General features: G+C 59.6%; 10 protein-coding genes. 6 read left to right on the forward strand and 4 right to left on the reverse strand.

All coding sequences use genetic code 11. From position 1 onward, the window contains the following. Positions 1 to 199: 199 nt before the first annotated feature. The 3 genes from ACWKV5_RS13225 (at position 200) to ACWKV5_RS13235 (ending at position 4,497) form a co-directional block, all read left to right on the forward strand. Positions 200 to 3,070, forward strand: a complete 2,871-nt coding sequence (locus tag ACWKV5_RS13225) for an EAL domain-containing protein (protein ID WP_483841600.1) — start codon at positions 200 to 202, stop codon at positions 3,068 to 3,070. Positions 3,071 to 3,205: 135 nt separating this feature from the next. Next, the gene (gene hexR, locus ACWKV5_RS13230) at positions 3,206 to 4,072 is read left to right on the forward strand and encodes a transcriptional regulator HexR (protein WP_008027445.1); all 867 of its coding nucleotides are present in this window, start codon (positions 3,206 to 3,208) and stop codon (positions 4,070 to 4,072) included. A 215-nt stretch (positions 4,073 to 4,287) separates the two neighbouring features. Continuing rightward, positions 4,288 to 4,497 carry a PA3496 family putative envelope integrity protein gene (locus ACWKV5_RS13235; protein WP_027926271.1) on the forward strand — a complete coding sequence of 70 codons (210 nt, stop codon included), beginning with the start codon at positions 4,288 to 4,290 and terminating at the stop codon, positions 4,495 to 4,497. Here ACWKV5_RS13235 and ACWKV5_RS13240 read toward each other — a convergent pair. Next, positions 4,439 to 5,401, reverse strand: a complete 963-nt coding sequence (locus tag ACWKV5_RS13240) for a LysR family transcriptional regulator (protein ID WP_027926272.1) — start codon at positions 5,399 to 5,401, stop codon at positions 4,439 to 4,441. The two genes, ACWKV5_RS13235 and ACWKV5_RS13240, sit on opposite strands and share 59 nt — an antisense overlap. A gap of 192 nt (positions 5,402 to 5,593) precedes the next feature. On the opposite strand from ACWKV5_RS13240, the gene ACWKV5_RS13245 reads away from it, so the two are divergent. Then, complete coding sequence (locus ACWKV5_RS13245) at positions 5,594 to 7,009, forward strand: acetyl-CoA carboxylase biotin carboxylase subunit (RefSeq protein ID WP_046030798.1); 1,416 nt, start codon at positions 5,594 to 5,596, stop codon at positions 7,007 to 7,009. Positions 7,010 to 7,020: 11 nt separating this feature from the next. Next, positions 7,021 to 8,829, forward strand: a complete 1,809-nt coding sequence (oadA, locus tag ACWKV5_RS13250; protein ID WP_483841601.1) for a sodium-extruding oxaloacetate decarboxylase subunit alpha — start codon at positions 7,021 to 7,023, stop codon at positions 8,827 to 8,829. A gap of 78 nt (positions 8,830 to 8,907) precedes the next feature. On the opposite strand, the gene ACWKV5_RS13255 is transcribed toward oadA, so the two are convergent. Further along, positions 8,908 to 11,103, reverse strand: coding sequence for an autotransporter outer membrane beta-barrel domain-containing protein (locus ACWKV5_RS13255; RefSeq protein WP_483841695.1), 2,196 nt, complete (start codon positions 11,101 to 11,103; stop codon positions 8,908 to 8,910). A 201-nt stretch (positions 11,104 to 11,304) separates the two neighbouring features. Beyond that, on the reverse strand, positions 11,305 to 14,268 hold the full coding sequence (locus tag ACWKV5_RS13260; protein ID WP_483841602.1) for an autotransporter outer membrane beta-barrel domain-containing protein: 2,964 nt from the start codon (positions 14,266 to 14,268) through the stop codon (positions 11,305 to 11,307). Between the two features lie 225 nt (positions 14,269 to 14,493). Between ACWKV5_RS13260 and ACWKV5_RS13265 the strand changes: the two genes are divergently transcribed. After that, entirely contained in the window at positions 14,494 to 14,772 is a 279-nt protein-coding gene (locus ACWKV5_RS13265; RefSeq protein WP_483841603.1) for a helix-turn-helix domain-containing protein, read from the forward strand. A 69-nt stretch (positions 14,773 to 14,841) separates the two neighbouring features. Here the strand turns inward: ACWKV5_RS13265 and ACWKV5_RS13270 are convergent, their stop codons facing one another. Continuing rightward, entirely contained in the window at positions 14,842 to 15,513 is a 672-nt protein-coding gene (locus tag ACWKV5_RS13270; protein WP_483841604.1) for a GNAT family N-acetyltransferase, read from the reverse strand. Positions 15,514 to 15,515 lie beyond the last annotated feature (2 nt).

Genomic DNA, 15,515 nt, shown 5'->3' on the forward strand with positions numbered 1-15,515 from the left:
AAGATCCACGGAGGACGACCGGTCAGTCACTGGCTGCAGGCGTTGGCGGGCCGCGCTCCAAGGGTTTTGACAGGGTCTCGGGCTGCGTAAATATTGTTGAATTTATGATCTGGGGCAGTTTGGCAAGTGCATTGGCTTGTGTATGCTCCGTCGACGTTTCGGGCTCATGCTCATCATTATAAGAACAAGAACATTGCCTATGACCCTCAGCACCGACCTGTCGGGCCCCACGGTGGAGCCGCGGGTTATCCGCAAGCAGTACGCCATGGAAATGGCGGTCGAACGCACGCGCCTGCTTTATCAGGGGTCATTGCTGCCCACGTTATTCATGTTGATCAATGGTCTGGTCTGCGCCGGTTTGCTCTGGAGCCCGCAGCGCTACTTCCTGGTCAGCGTCTGGCTGGTGTGGCTGTTGTCGCTGGTGGCGTTGCGGGTGATTCAAGTCGCGGCCTTCGATTCGGCGATTCCCAACCGCCAGGCGCATCCGATCTGGCGTCGCATGTTTTTGCTCGGCTCTGGCCTCACCGGCCTGACCCTGGCCGGTGCCAGTATTGCCTTGGTGCCTGCCGACAACTTCATGCAGCAGGCATGGGTGTTCGGCCTGATGGGTGCCGCCGCTCTTTCTGCCAGCGTGGCGTACGCGGTCAGCCTGCCGGCGTTCCTGTCCTTTACCTTGCCCTGCCTGTTGCCGGCCATCGCCTATTTATTCTGGGGCGGCGACGCACAGGATCATGGCTGGGGCTGGTTCGGCTTGATTTTGTTGGGCGCGCTCAGCGTGATTGCCTGGCAGGTCAATCGACTGATCGACAGCGGAATGCTGCGTCGTTTCCAGAATCAGGCGTTGATCGAGCATTTGCAGCAAGCACAAACCCGCAGCGATCAGCTCAATCACGAACTGGCCAAGGAAATTGATCAACGCCGTGCTGCCGAAGAAAAGCTGCGTGAAGCCCAGGTCGAGCTGGAAAACCGTGTCGCCCAGCGCAGCCTGGAGCTCGACGTCGCCAACCAGGCCCTGAGCAAGAGTGAAGCTCGGCTGGCGTTGGCATTGAAGGCCAGCGAATTGGGGCTGTGGGACTGGAACCTGCAAACCGACGAAGTCCATCACACGCAGATCCAGGAGTTGTTCGGCCTCGCGCCGGAGTATGTGACGGCCATGCTCCGCCACCTTCGCCCGCGGTTGCACCCCGAAGACCTGCCGGCGCTGAAGCGCGCGTTGATCGAGCATTTGAAAGGCCGCAGCGAGGATTACCAGATCGAATACCGCGTGCGGCATGGCGACGGCCACTGGGTCTGGATCGAGGACCGAGGCCGGGCCGTCGAGCGCAGCAAAACGGGTCGGGTGATCCGCATGGTCGGCACCCGTCGCGACATCAGCGCCACCAAGGTTCAGGAAGAACAGCGCCAACTGGCCGCCACTGTGTTCGAAGCCGCCAGCGAAGGTATCGTGATTTTCGACCCTGATTACGCGCTGATCGCGGTCAATCAGGCCTTCAGTCGAGTCACCGGTTATGACATCGATGACATGCTGGGGCGCAATGTCGTCGAGCTACCGTGCAGTCGCGATGCTCGCCGCCATTACGGCGCTATTCATCAGGCGCTGGAGCAGCACGGGACGTGGCAAGGCGAATTGGTCGAGACCCGTAAAAACGGCGAGCTCTACCCGCAATGGCTGCAACTGAACGCCGTTCGCGATACTCGAGGAAATGTCAGTCATATTGTCGGCTTCTTCGCCGATCTATCGGCTCGCCGCGAATCCGAAGAGCGCATGCGCTACTTGACCCACTATGACGAACTGACGGGCCTGGCGAATCGCTCGTTGTTCCGGGAACGGTTGCGCGAGGCCCATCAGCGGGTGCGCCAGGGTGGACGCAGCCTGGCGTTGCTGCACATCAATCTGGACCGCTTCAAACTGCTCAATGACAGCCTGGGCCATGACGTCGCCGACCAACTGCTGCAGAAAATGTCCCGGCGCCTGGTCAACGCGCTGCCAGAGGCCGACACGATTGCCAGGCTTTCGGGCGACGAGTTTGCAGTACTGTTTGATACCTACGGCAACCTGTCGAGCCTGGCGCGGGTGGCGACGCGGTTGTCGACCAAACTGCGATTGCCAGTCTCCGTCGATGGCCATGAGCTGGTGGTCAGTGCGTCCATGGGCATCAGCATGTTGCCCGACAACGCGCGGGAAATTTCCGCGTTGGTCAGTCAGTCGAACATGGCCATGCAGCATGCCAAACACTTGGGCGGCGACAACTTCCAGTTTTATACCGAAAGCCTGCAAGCCAGCACCCTCGAGCGTTTGCAGCTGGAAAACCAGCTGCGCAAAGCCATCGAAGAAAAGCAGTTGAAAGTCTTTTACCAACCCAAACTCTGCCTCGCCACGGGCCGCTTGAATGCCGCCGAAGCGCTGGTGCGCTGGGATCACCCGACCATGGGCCGGGTGCCGCCGGCGGATTTTATCGGTCTGGCCGAGGAAACCGGGCTGATCGGCCCGATTGGCGAGTTCGTCTTGCGCCAGGCCTGTTGGCAAGCCTGCGAATGGCAGCGGCAGGGGCTGGAACCGATCCGCGTGTCGGTCAACCTGTCAGTGCATCAATTGCGTCAGGGCAAGCTGGTCAGCCTGGTGCGCCAAGTGCTGGAAGAAACCGGCCTGGCACCGCACTACCTGGAGCTGGAGCTCACCGAAAGTCAGTTGCTGGACAGCGTCGAGCACATCATCGCGACCTTCCAGCAACTGCGGGATCTGGGGGTTAAGCTGGCTATCGACGATTTTGGTACCGGGTATTCGTCCCTGAGCTACCTCAAGCGCATTCCGGTGGACTACGTGAAGATCGATCAGGCGTTTATCCGCGGGCTGGGGGAGGGCACTGTGGATGCGGCCATTACTCGGGCGATCATTGCGATGGCGCATGGTTTGTCGCTGAAAGTAGTGGCCGAAGGCGTGGAGCGGCAAGAGCAGCTGGAGTTTTTGAAAGCCGAGCGCTGCGATGAAGTGCAAGGCTATTTGATCAGTCGCCCCGTTGAGGCTGATGAACTGGCCAAGCTGTTACATAAGGACGCGAACCCCTCGTAAGTGCTACATGGAGCGCATGTGGCGTGGAATGGGGACATGGAGTTACGCATTGAGCAGGCAAAAAGCCAATTCTTGTAGTATAACTACAAGCTTGCTACATCTCCGGCAACTGCCAATAACAAAGAGTCCAGCCCTTTGAATCTGCTGCAACACATCGCCCAGTCACGCCATCTCTTACGCAAGTCGGAGCTCAAGGTCGCCGACCACGTGCTGCTTGATCCTGCGGCGGTGATGCACAGCTCCATGGCCGACCTGGCCCACAGCGTCGGAATCAGCGAGCCAACCATCGTGCGCTTTTGCCGCGCCATCGGTTGCTCCGGTTTTCAGGATCTGAAACTGAAGCTGGCGCAGAGCCTGGCGGCCGGTGCGAGCTTCGGCCAGTTTGCGATCCATGAAGACGATTCCGTTGCCGACTACAGCCTGAAAATCTTCGATACCACCCTGCACACCTTGATGGAAGTTCGCGAGAAGCTCGATCCGGTGGAATTGCAGCGGGCGGTCTCGCTCATGTCCCAGGCTCAGCGCGTCGAGTTCTATGGCTTTGGCGCATCGGGCGCCGTGGCGGCCGACGCCCAGCACAAATTCTTCCGTTTGCTGCTGACCGCGGCGGCGTACTCCGACCCGCACATGCAAGCGATGTCGGCCGTGACGTTGAAGCCAACCGACGTGGCGATCTGTATTTCCCAGTCCGGGCGCTCCAAGGATCTGCTGATCACGGCCAACCTGGTGCGTGAAAGTGGCGCTTCGCTGATCACCTTGTGCCCGAGCCAGACGCCATTGGCTGAGCTGTCGACCGTCAACCTGGCGATCGATGTGCACGAAGACACCGAAATCTACACGCCGCTGACCTCGCGTATTGCTCACCTGGTGGTGATCGATGTGTTGGCGATGGGCGTGGCCATGGCGCGCGGACCGAGCCTGGTCAATCACCTCAAGAGCGTCAAACGCAGCCTTCGCAGCTTGCGGCTGTCGCCCAAGTCGGTGAAAGCGCTGGACGATTGATTCTGCTTGAATTGTGGCGAGGGAGCTTGCTCCCGCTGGGTCGCGAAGCGGCCCCAAAATGTTGCGACTGCTGCGCAGCCGAGCGGGAGCAAGCTCCCTCGCCACAGGTGCGGCGCCAGCTCACTAATATTCACTAGTCTGTAACCTTCGAGCCGCCAAACCGTCATCCCCCGCGCCTATCTTGAAACTCCCGTAATCGCCTTGGGAGACTCGAAATGGCCCAGCCCTACGAAGAACGCAACAGCGCCGCCAAGACTCGCCGTCAGCAAGAAGATCAACGCCGCATGGAATTCCGTCGCGCCATCGAAGATCGCTGCGAACGCCGCCAACTGCTGGCCGAGATCGGTGATTTCCCGGAGCTGGAACTCAATTACTGGCAGGCGGCACCGACAACTTCCCGTCGAAACGCTCAACCAGCGCGCTGATCTGCACCCGCTCACTGCGGATAAACGCAAGGAACGCGTGCGCCACCGGTGACAGCCGTTTGGCCTTGGCTTGCACCAGACACCAGCTGCGGTAGAGCGGCAACTCTTCGACCGGCAATTCAATCAAGCCGCCGGTCGCCAACTCAAGGTTCAGGGCGTGCCGCGTCAACAGCGCTACGCCCAGACCCGCCAGCACACATTCACGCTGAGCTTCGGCTGACGAGACCTCTTGGGTCTGGTTGAAGTGCACGCGCTTTTCCTTGAAATACTCTTCGCAGGCCAGTCGCGTCCCGGAACCGGATTCGCGCATCAGCAGGGTGTAGGGCTCGAGGTCTTGCAGGCGCAGCGGCCCCATGTGGCACAGCGGATGATCCGGTGGCGCCACCGCCACAATCGGGTTGTTGAGGAAAGGCAGGAACTCCAGCCCCATGTCCTGCGGCACCATCGACATGATCACCAGGTCATCGCGGTTATCAGACAGGCGACGAATCACTTGGCCCCGATTGACGACCGTCAGTTGCAGATTGACCTCGGGATGCTGGCGCTTGAATGCGGCAAACAGGTGCGGGACGAAATACTTGGCGCTGGACTCCACGGCCAGTTTCAGCTGCCCTTGCAGTGAGCCCTGCATGTCCGAAAGCTGCATGTCGAGGTTTTCCAGACGCCCGAAAATATCCCGGCTGGCACGTTGGAGTGCTTCGGCGGCCTCAGTCATGTAGAGTTTTTTGCCAACGTAATCGAACAAGGGCTGACCAATCAGCTCTTCAAGTTGCCTGATCTGTAGGCTGACGGCCGGTTGTGTGAGCGACATTTCGTCGGCTGCCCGACTGTAGGACCGCAGATCACAGACTTCATTGAAAATCTGCAATTGACGCAATGTCATACGCATCAATGACTTACGCATTATCTAGTCGCTCTCGGCACAGGCTGATGCCACGACTATAAGTCTTTACTTATGCCTAACCCAATAATTATTCATTTTTGTTAATCCCTTGCGGGGGCTAGTGTGGGCCTGCGACTGAATTGAAACATTTGGTCACGCGTCGACCTGGTCTAGCAGGTCGTGGTTACCACCGGCTCAAGGGAACCTCCAAAAGTGATAAAAAAGATCCTGATCGCCAACCGTGGTGAGATTGCCGTACGAATCGTGCGTGCCTGCGCCGAGATGGGCATTCGCTCGGTCGCGATCTATTCCGACGCCGACCGTCATGCCTTGCATGTGAAGCGCGCGGACGAGGCCCACAGCATTGGTGCCGAGCCACTGGCCGGTTATCTGAATGCGCGAAAACTGGTGAACCTGGCCGTGGAAACCGGTTGTGATGCGTTGCATCCCGGCTACGGCTTCCTCTCGGAAAATGCTGAACTGGCCGATATCTGCGCCGAGCGCGGCATCAAGTTCATTGGTCCATCGGCTGAAGTCATCCGCCGCATGGGCGACAAGACTGAAGCCCGCCGCAGCATGATCAAGGCCGGCGTGCCGGTCACGCCGGGCACCGAAGGCAACGTTGCGGACATCGCCGAAGCCTTGGTTGAAGGCGACCGTATTGGTTACCCGGTGATGCTCAAGGCAACCTCCGGTGGTGGTGGTCGTGGTATCCGTCGCTGCGACAGCCGCGAAGAACTCGAACAAGCTTTCCCTCGCGTGATCTCGGAAGCCACCAAGGCGTTCGGTTCGGCGGAAGTGTTCCTGGAAAAATGCATCGTCAATCCAAAGCACATCGAAGCGCAGATTCTCGGCGACAGCTTTGGCAACGTGGTGCACCTGTTCGAGCGTGATTGCTCGATCCAGCGTCGCAACCAGAAACTGATCGAGATCGCCCCGAGCCCGCAACTGACCCCGGAACAGCGCGCCTATATCGGCGACCTGTCGGTGCGTGCAGCCAAGGCCGTGGGATACGAGAACGCCGGTACCGTGGAGTTCCTGCTCGCCGAGGGCGAGGTGTACTTCATGGAGATGAACACCCGGGTGCAGGTGGAACACACCATCACCGAAGAAATCACCGGCATCGACATTGTGCGTGAGCAGATCCGCATCGCGTCCGGCCTGCCGCTCTCGGTGAAACAGGAAGACATCCAGCACCGCGGTTTCGCGCTGCAGTTCCGGATCAACGCCGAAGACCCGAAAAACAACTTCCTGCCGAGCTTCGGCAAGATCACCCGTTATTACGCACCCGGCGGTCCCGGCGTGCGCACCGACACGGCGATCTACACCGGTTACACCATTCCACCGTTCTACGATTCGATGTGCCTGAAACTGGTGGTGTGGGCGCTGACTTGGGAAGAGGCGATGGACCGTGGCTTGCGAGCCCTGGACGACATGCGTCTGCAAGGGGTCAAGACCACCGCCGCGTACTACCAGGAAATCCTGCGTAACCCGGAATTCCGCAGCGGCCAGTTCAACACCAGCTTCGTTGAAAGCCACCCTGAACTGACCAACTACTCGATCAAGCGCAAACCCGAAGAGCTGGCCCTGGCCATCGCCGCCGCCATCGCCGCCCACGCAGGCCTGTGAGGAATATAACAATGACCAAGAAGATTCACGTAACCGACACCATCCTGCGCGACGCCCACCAATCGCTGCTCGCCACCCGCATGCGCACCGAAGACATGCTGCCGATCTGCGACAAGCTCGACAAAGTTGGCTACTGGTCGCTGGAATGCTGGGGCGGCGCGACGTTCGACGCCTGTGTACGTTTCCTGAAAGAAGACCCGTGGGAGCGTCTGCGCCAACTGCGCGCGGCGCTGCCTAACACTCGCCTGCAAATGCTCCTGCGTGGCCAGAACCTGCTGGGCTACCGCCATTACAGCGACGACGTGGTCAGAGCCTTCGTCGCCAAGGCCGCGGTCAACGGCATCGACGTGTTCCGCATCTTCGACGCCATGAACGACGTGCGTAACCTGCGCGTGGCTATCGAAGCGGTGAAGGCAGCGGGCAAACATGCCCAAGGCACCATCGCTTATACCACCAGCCCGGTGCACACCATCGACGCGTTCGTGGCACAAGCCAAACAGATGGAAGCCATGGGTTGCGACTCGGTGGCGATCAAGGACATGGCCGGTCTGCTGACTCCATACGCTACCGGCGAACTGGTACGGGCGTTGAAAGCAGAACAGTCGCTGCCAGTGTTCATTCACTCGCACGACACCGCTGGTCTGGCGACCATGTGTCAGCTCAAGGCAATCGAAAACGGCGCCGACCACATCGACACCGCGATCTCCAGCTTCGCCTCGGGCACCAGCCACCCGGGTACCGAGTCGATGGTTGCTGCCCTTAAAGGCACCGAGTTCGACACTGGCCTGAACCTGGAACTGCTGCAAGAGATCGGCCTGTACTTCTACGCCGTGCGCAAGAAGTACCACCAGTTCGAAAGCGAATTCACCGCCGTCGACACCCGTGTACAAGTCAATCAGGTACCGGGCGGGATGATTTCCAACCTGGCCAACCAGTTGAAAGAGCAGGGCGCACTGAACCGCATGAGCGAAGTGCTGGCTGAAATCCCGCGCGTTCGTGAAGACCTAGGCTTCCCGCCGCTGGTAACGCCGACCTCGCAAATCGTTGGCACCCAGGCGTTCTTCAACGTGTTGGCTGGCGAGCGCTACAAGACCATCACCAACGAAGTGAAGCTCTACCTGCAAGGCGGCTACGGTAAGGCGCCGGGTACCGTGAATGAACAACTGCGTCGCCAGGCCATCGGCAGCGAAGAAGTGATCGACGTGCGTCCAGCCGATCTGCTCAAACCGGAAATGACCAAACTGCGTGCTGAAATCGGCGCCGTGGCCAAGTCCGAAGAAGACGTGCTGACCTACGCCATGTTCCCGGACATCGGCCGCAAGTTCCTCGAAGAACGCGCTGCCGGCACCCTGACACCTGAAGTACTCCTGCCGATTCCTGAAGCCGGCGGCGTCGCCTCGGCCGGTGGCGAAGGCGTACCGACCGAGTTCGTCATCGACGTCCACGGCGAAACCTACCGCGTCGACATCACCGGTGTCGGCGTCAAGGCCGAAGGCAAGCGCCACTTCTACCTGTCCATCGACGGCATGCCGGAAGAAGTGGTGTTCGAACCGCTCAACGAATTCGTCAGCGGCGGCAGCAGCAAGCGCAAGCAAGCCAGCGCGCCGGGCCACGTCAGCACCACCATGCCGGGCAACATCGTCGATGTGCTGGTCAAGGAAGGCGACACCGTGAAAGCAGGGCAAGCCGTGCTGATCACCGAAGCGATGAAGATGGAAACCGAAGTCCAATCGGCCATCGCCGGCAAAGTCACCGCCATCCACGTGGCCAAGGGCGACCGGGTGAATCCGGGCGAAATCCTGATCGAGATCGAAGGCTGATTTAACAGCCTCGATACAACGCTTTAAACCTCGGGGGGGCATGTGCTCCCCTTTTTTTTCGCCGCGTATTTGTGACGGTCAGAAATTCATCCGCCATTGGCCGGTGACACCATGGCTTCGGCTTTCCGTGCCGACCTCCCCGTTAAGACTGACGCCCAAGGTATGTCTGGCCGACAATCCCAGGTCCAGCCCTGCATCGACGCTATAGATGTCACGGTCCAGCAGCGCACCGGAAACGGTGTAGTTTCTACCGCCCGTTGCCAGTTGTTGGCGAGTGTCGCTGGTGACATCGCCGTAGGTGTGTTTCCAACTGGCACTCAATCGCGGCGTCAGTTGCATGCCGTTGTTCAGGGAATTGCGTTTCGCCAGGCGCAGGCCGACCGTGCTGCTCAGGTTGTTCTGGGTCTGGCCGTGAACTTTCAAGGCCGCTGCGCCACCTTTTTCCGTGTAGGTGTCGCGCTGATAGCGTTCGTAGCCAAGGCTGGCGAACGGCTCGATGCTGACATTGGCACGCCCCAGGTTGTAACCCGCTTCAGCGAAGGCCTGTTGGGTGTTGGCATCGTAACGGCCTTCGGGGCGGTCGCTGAAACCATTGAAGGCCACTCGGCGCTTGGTATTGCCGTCGTGATTGCCATAGGTCGCACCCAATCGCAGCGACATGGGGCCGTTCTGGCGCAGGGCATAAGCGCCCAGATACCAGCTGTCGAGACCGCCATCGAGGTCGCTACTGTCGAGGCGTGTTTCGGCTTTACCGCCCATCACGCCGATACGCCATTCATCATCGATGCCCCAATCCGCGCCGAGGACCAAGCCTTGAGTGGAGTGTTTCAGTGGCTCAAAGTCACGGTCCAGTGTGCCGCCATGACCTAACGCTTGGAGCCAGACCCTGCCATTGTCGTCGCTGCCCGATGCCAGGCGTGGTGCGTTCCTGCGGTTGCTGCCTTTGTTGTAGGTGCTGGCGCTGTCCAGCTGGCGCATGGCCGAGAGCACGGTAGTGCCCACGGGGTTGGCGCTGGCGAGCGTTGCCTTGGCGAGGTTGGCGGTACTGTCGCCGGCCAGTTGTTCGATGGCATGAGCGGCGGTTGTTTTGTCGCTGCCGAGCAGCGCCACGACTGCGGCGTTTGCAGGGCTGGATGGTGTTGAGGTCTCGGGGGTGGCAACTGGTGTGGTGGCCACAACAGAAGTACCGATGTTCTCAGCGGGATTCAGGGCCGCAGCAATGGGAGCGGTATTGTCCGGTGGCGCCTGAGCGGGCTCAGCACCCCTCGGCTCCTGAATGCTTGCGCCAAACTCTCGTCCGTTATCGGATTTTGCAACGTCGGCGAAAGGTACGTCGTTACGTGCGTAAGTCAGCCCGACCCTCTTTTTGCCGTAATCAGGCGTCACTGTCATGAAGGCCAAGTCGTTGACGATTTTGCCAAACTCGCCTTTCACCTCTTTGGCTTCGATGATCGTGTACTGACTGCTTTGCGGATATTCACCCGGCGCAGAAACAATTTTCAGTGTGGCTTCACCGAGGCTGGCGGTGCCGCTGACCTTGATGGTTTCTCCATGGCCATCGGGGGAGACCTCGTAGGCAAGTACAGCGGCGCTGGAAAGGCCCAGGTTTCCTTTGACCGTTGGGGCGCCTTGCAATTTATTGACATTGAGCTGACCCAAGACATCCAGCCCACCGACAGTGCCTTTGCCTGCAAACGTGCCGATGCTCTCTACGGTGACAGCTCCCTTGATTACGCCATTGTTGAGGAGTATCCCGGCGGTACTTGCCCCACCATTGATTGTCCCGTTGTTAGTCAGGCTACCGTCATTCAGCACGGCCACGCCCTCTTTGAAGTCTCCTTCACTGGTCAGCGTCCACGCTCCCTGCGAAACGTACAGGCCATTGATGTTACGGGTGTTCCCCAAGTGGCCGCCGTCAGTACCGATCAGATGTATGACGTTGGTTCCTTTACCGCCATCGATCCGACCTTCGAAGCTGGCGCCATTGTTGATGATGAAGAGGTCATCTCTGCCGTCCGGCTTCACGGAAACGTCCTTCAACGCGGGCTGTGGTGAGTTGAACTCCCGGGTGAAGGTGTCTGGCGAGCGGATAAAGGCTTGAAGCCTGTCATACGGATCTACCGAGGCAGAATCAGGTTGCTGGATAACCTCCGCGAGGCTCGTTGACTCAGTGAGTTCCGGCGGCTCTTGAGCGTTTGAAAATCCGGTGCAACCCAACGCAAGCGCAATGGCCAGCGCCAGATGATGTGGTCGATAGTTGTGTTGAACAGACATTAAATTTGGCCTCAATTGAAAGGAGACCAAACTCTATGGAGAGCGCTTCGATACCGATGTCAGCCCGTTCCGGCGTGTTTGCAGGCGGTGTCAGAAGCTCGATGCAGAAAATCCACCGCTGATTAAACACAGCGGTTTTTAACGCTTCGGACCGATGACCTTTTCTTACACTAAATCGAGACGCTGCCTGCAATCACCCTCTCAGAAACTCATCTGCCACTGCCCGATCAACCCGTGGTTACGGCTGTTGTTGCCGATCTCGCCGCTGTAGCCAATGCCCACCGAATGCCGAGCCGAAATGCCTAGATCCAGACCAACCTCCAGCACCAGGCTGTCTCGATCCAGTGAGCTGCCATCCACACTGAACGCCGTGCCACCCGCCACAAACGCCTGACGCGTCGAGCTGCTGACATCGCCATAGGTGTGCTTCCAGCCGGCGGTCATGCGTGGGGTCAGGCTCATGCCATTGTCCAACGCATTCAAGTGCGCCAGATGCAGGCCAAAGGTACTGCTGAAGTTGTCCTGGGTTTGCTCCTCGACTTGAAGGGCGGCGGAACCGCCTTTTTCCTGGTAGCTGTCACGGTGATAACGCTGGTAGCCAAGATTGGCGAAGGGTTCTGCGCTGAGCCGGCCGCTGCCTATTGCGTAGCCGAGTTCGGCGAAGGCCTGTTGGCTGTCGGCATCGTAATCGCCTTTCGGACGGTCGCTGAAGCCGTTGAAGGCGACAGTGCGTTTGCTTTCACCTTGGTGACCGCTATACGCCGCGCCGAGGCGCAAGGCGAATGGGCCGCTTTGACGTGACGCATAGACACCGGCGTGCCAGCTTTCGACATTGCCATCAACACCCGTGGCGTCCAGATCCGTCTTCGAGTAACCGCCAAGCACCCCCAGGCGCCATTGCGGATTGAGCGCCCAATCGGCACCGATCACGCTGCCTTTGGTGCGTTGCTCCAGACCGCTGCTGCCGTGTTCGCCATCGAGCTTGCCGTAGCCACCGATGGCTTGCAGCCAGAGTCGACCCTGAGCGTTGGGGTCATTGAGGTTGCGGGCTTCGAGTGGGACACCGTTGGCGGCGAGCACCGGCGTGTCACGTTGATCGAGGCCGACCAGCAACCCCGAACCGCCACCCATTTGTTGCATCGCCGACAGCATGCTGCTGCCGATCTGGCTGCTGGCACCGAGCGTTGCGCTGGTCAGGTTGGCGTTGCTGGCGCCGGACAGTTGCTCGATCGCGTTGCCAGCCGTGGCGTTGGTGGTGTTGAGCAAGGCGTTGTAGAGCGCGTTGTTTTTGCCCATCGACGCCAGACTGTTGGCAGCGCTGCTGCCGTTGCTGGTCACCGCGAATTCGTTGAAGGCGACATCGTTGCGGGTGTAGGTCAGGTCGACTTGGGTCGGCGTGTAAGCGAGCGTCGGTGTGAGGAATGCGTAGTCGCTGGTGACCTTGCCGAAGTTGCCGTTGATGCTTGCGGCTTGCAGCACGGTGTATCGGCTCTGCCACGGATACGTGCCGCTGCCGGGGTTCACTGCCAGGGTGGCGCCGTTCAGATTGGCCACGCCACCGACCTTGATCGGCGCGCTGCTGCCATCGGCGTTGACGCCGTAGGCCAGGGTTGAGCCGCTGCCCATGGTCAGGTCATGGGTGATGCTCGCGATGCCGAGCTGAGTATTGGTGCGCAAGGTCCCGTTTACCCGCAAATTACTCACCGAACCGCCGCCGGCATACACGCCACCTGCGTCGACGGTCACGGTCCCGGCGATCTCACCCTGGTTGATCAGCGTGGCGCCGTCGCGTATCGCGCCGCCGTCGCTGAAATCACCGTTGCCGGTCAGGGTCCAGACACCTTGCTTGACCTCCAGCCATTCGAAGTTGCGACTGGTGCCGAAACTGCCTCCCCGCGCGTCGTCCATCAGCACGCGGTCGTAACCGCTGCCGCCATCGACCACGCCGACAAAGCGGCTGCCATTGCGCAAGGAAAGGCTGTCGCTACCGCTGCCCAGGTCCAGCGCGAGGCCGTTGCTGCCGCTGATCGTGCCGCCGTTGATCACGTTGTCATCGAACTCACCGACAAATTTCACGCCGAACCCATTGAGGCCCTGAATCGTGCCGAAGTTTTCCAGTGTGGTCGCCGCCACGCCTGAACCACCGCTGCCATCGTCCACCAGAATTGCGCTGTTGGCGCCGCTGATCAGCGCGCCGTTGGCGTTCAATACGTAACCGCCGCCCAAGGCGATGCCTTCACTGCCGTTGGCGAAACCACCCTTGTCCACACCGCCCGCGCCGACACCTTGAATGGTGCCGTAGTTTTCGATGTGCGCGAGTTTGTCGATGTCCACGCCATCGCCGTCACCGTTGGGTTGCAGGCCCGAATAAGCACCGGTGATGGTGCCGTGGTTGATCACTGTGCCGTCGCCGTCGGAGCCATAACCCGAGCCGTTGCGACCGGTGACTGTCCCGTAGTTGACGAGCGTGGCGCCGAGGTCGGTGGTGATGCCGTGACGGCCACCGGAAATGTTGCCGTAGTTGGTCACCGTCACGCCGGTTGCAGTGTCGATGTCGATACCGTCGAATTTCTCGTCAGCATTGTGCGAGTCGCCGGTAGAAATCTCGCCGTAGTTGGTGATCGTCGCGTTGGCGCCGGTCTTCATGCCGTCGCTGGCGTCCCCGCGAATCAATCCGCCCGCGCGGTTGATGATCGTCGTTTTGACGCCTGCGCTGCGCAACGCATCCAGATCCAGCCCTTGCCCGGTGGTGGAGCGGATGATGCCGCTGTTGTCGATCAGCAGGCTGCCGCTGGCGAAGTTGCTGTCGATGCGCAACGCATCGTTGAAGCCAAGGATTTGCCCGCCGGCGCGGTTGTAAATGCTGTAGTTGCGCGCTTGCGTCAGGTCGCCGCTGCTGTCGATCGCCCGGCCGCCAGTGGAAATAATCTTGCCCGCGTTATCGATCACCACGCCGACGCCGCTGGTGCTGTCCTTCAGACTCACCGTCTTGCCCGCGTTGGTGATGCTGCCCGGTGCCGAAATCTTCAACGTGTCGCTGCCGCCCAGGGTTTGCGCCGCCGTGGTGGGCGTATCGATCTGCACGTTTTTGAAGGGGGCGGCGAGGGTGCCGGTGCTGATCAGCAATGCGATGCTGAACGCGAGACGCTGGGGCGAGAAGGGCATGAGTGGACAGCCTTTTTGTTATAAGCGGGCTGTGTTGTATAGCGGATGGTTTTTACAGAATGATGTCGCAGTGAGAGCCATGTGCAATTTGATGCGGATCCTGCGACGTGCAATGCAGTTGAAATGCATTTTAATGCGTAAATTGATTGCGCAGGCAGCCAGCAACTGCACTATATTGCATGTATCGCATCACATTTGGATGTTGTTACGCACCAGGGGGCTGAAATGACCATTTCCATTGATGCGCGGGCTTTGTTGATCGAAAGCATTCAAGAGGCGCTGGCTCAAGGCACTCTTGAGGTTGGCGAAGCGGTTCGTCGATTACGCGTAGAGGTCACCGGCCTGCACCAGACTCAATTTGCAAAAATGTGCAAAATCTCGGTGCGCACGCTGGTACATATCGAACATGGCGAAGGCAATCAGACGCTGAAATCGCTGAATGCCGTGTTCAGGCCGTTTGGCTTGAAGATGGGGGTAGTGCGGATTCGGCGCGACATTAGTTGAAGCTACAGCGCAAAATTTGTGGCGAGAGAGGTTGCTCCCTCGCCACAGGGGAAGAAAAACTGTAGTCGCTTACCCGCGGCACTCCACCAACGTTTTCACCTGCCCCGATCCCGTCTGATTCTCATCGCTCAACCAGCGCTCAAACCCTGCGCCAATCGCCGGCCATTCCGAGTCCAGAATCGAATACCACGCGGTATCGCGGTTCTGTCCCTTCACCACCATGTGCTGGCGGAAAACCCCTTCAAAACTGAAGCCCAAGCGCTCGGCCGCGTATTTGGAGCGAGCGTTGCCGTTGTTGCACTTCCACTCCAGGCGTCGATAGCCCAGGGCAAACGACTCCTTGGCCAGCAGATAAACCGCCTCGGTACTTTTCGGTGAGCGCTGCATTGGCGCGCCGAACGTGACGTGACCGATTTCGATTCGGCCCTGAGCCGGCACGATCGACATCAGGCTGAGAATGCCCTGTACCTCACCGCTGGCACGGTCGATCACGCTGAAGAAATACGGGTCGCTGTTGGCCGCATGGTTGTTCAGCCAATCGTTGAACACGCTACGTTCCGGGAAAGGTCCATAAGGCAAATAGTCCCAGAGTTTTGGATCGGCACCGGGGCCTTGCAAGGCCTTGAACAGACCTTCGGCATGACGCGCCGGGTCGAGTTTTTCCAGGCGAATGAAACGCCCTTCGAGGGTTTGAACGGTGGGCGCCGGGACGCCTTTCCAATCCGCGAGTGATGTCGACATGC

The sequence above is a fragment of the Pseudomonas oplopanacis genome (assembly GCF_057128725.1).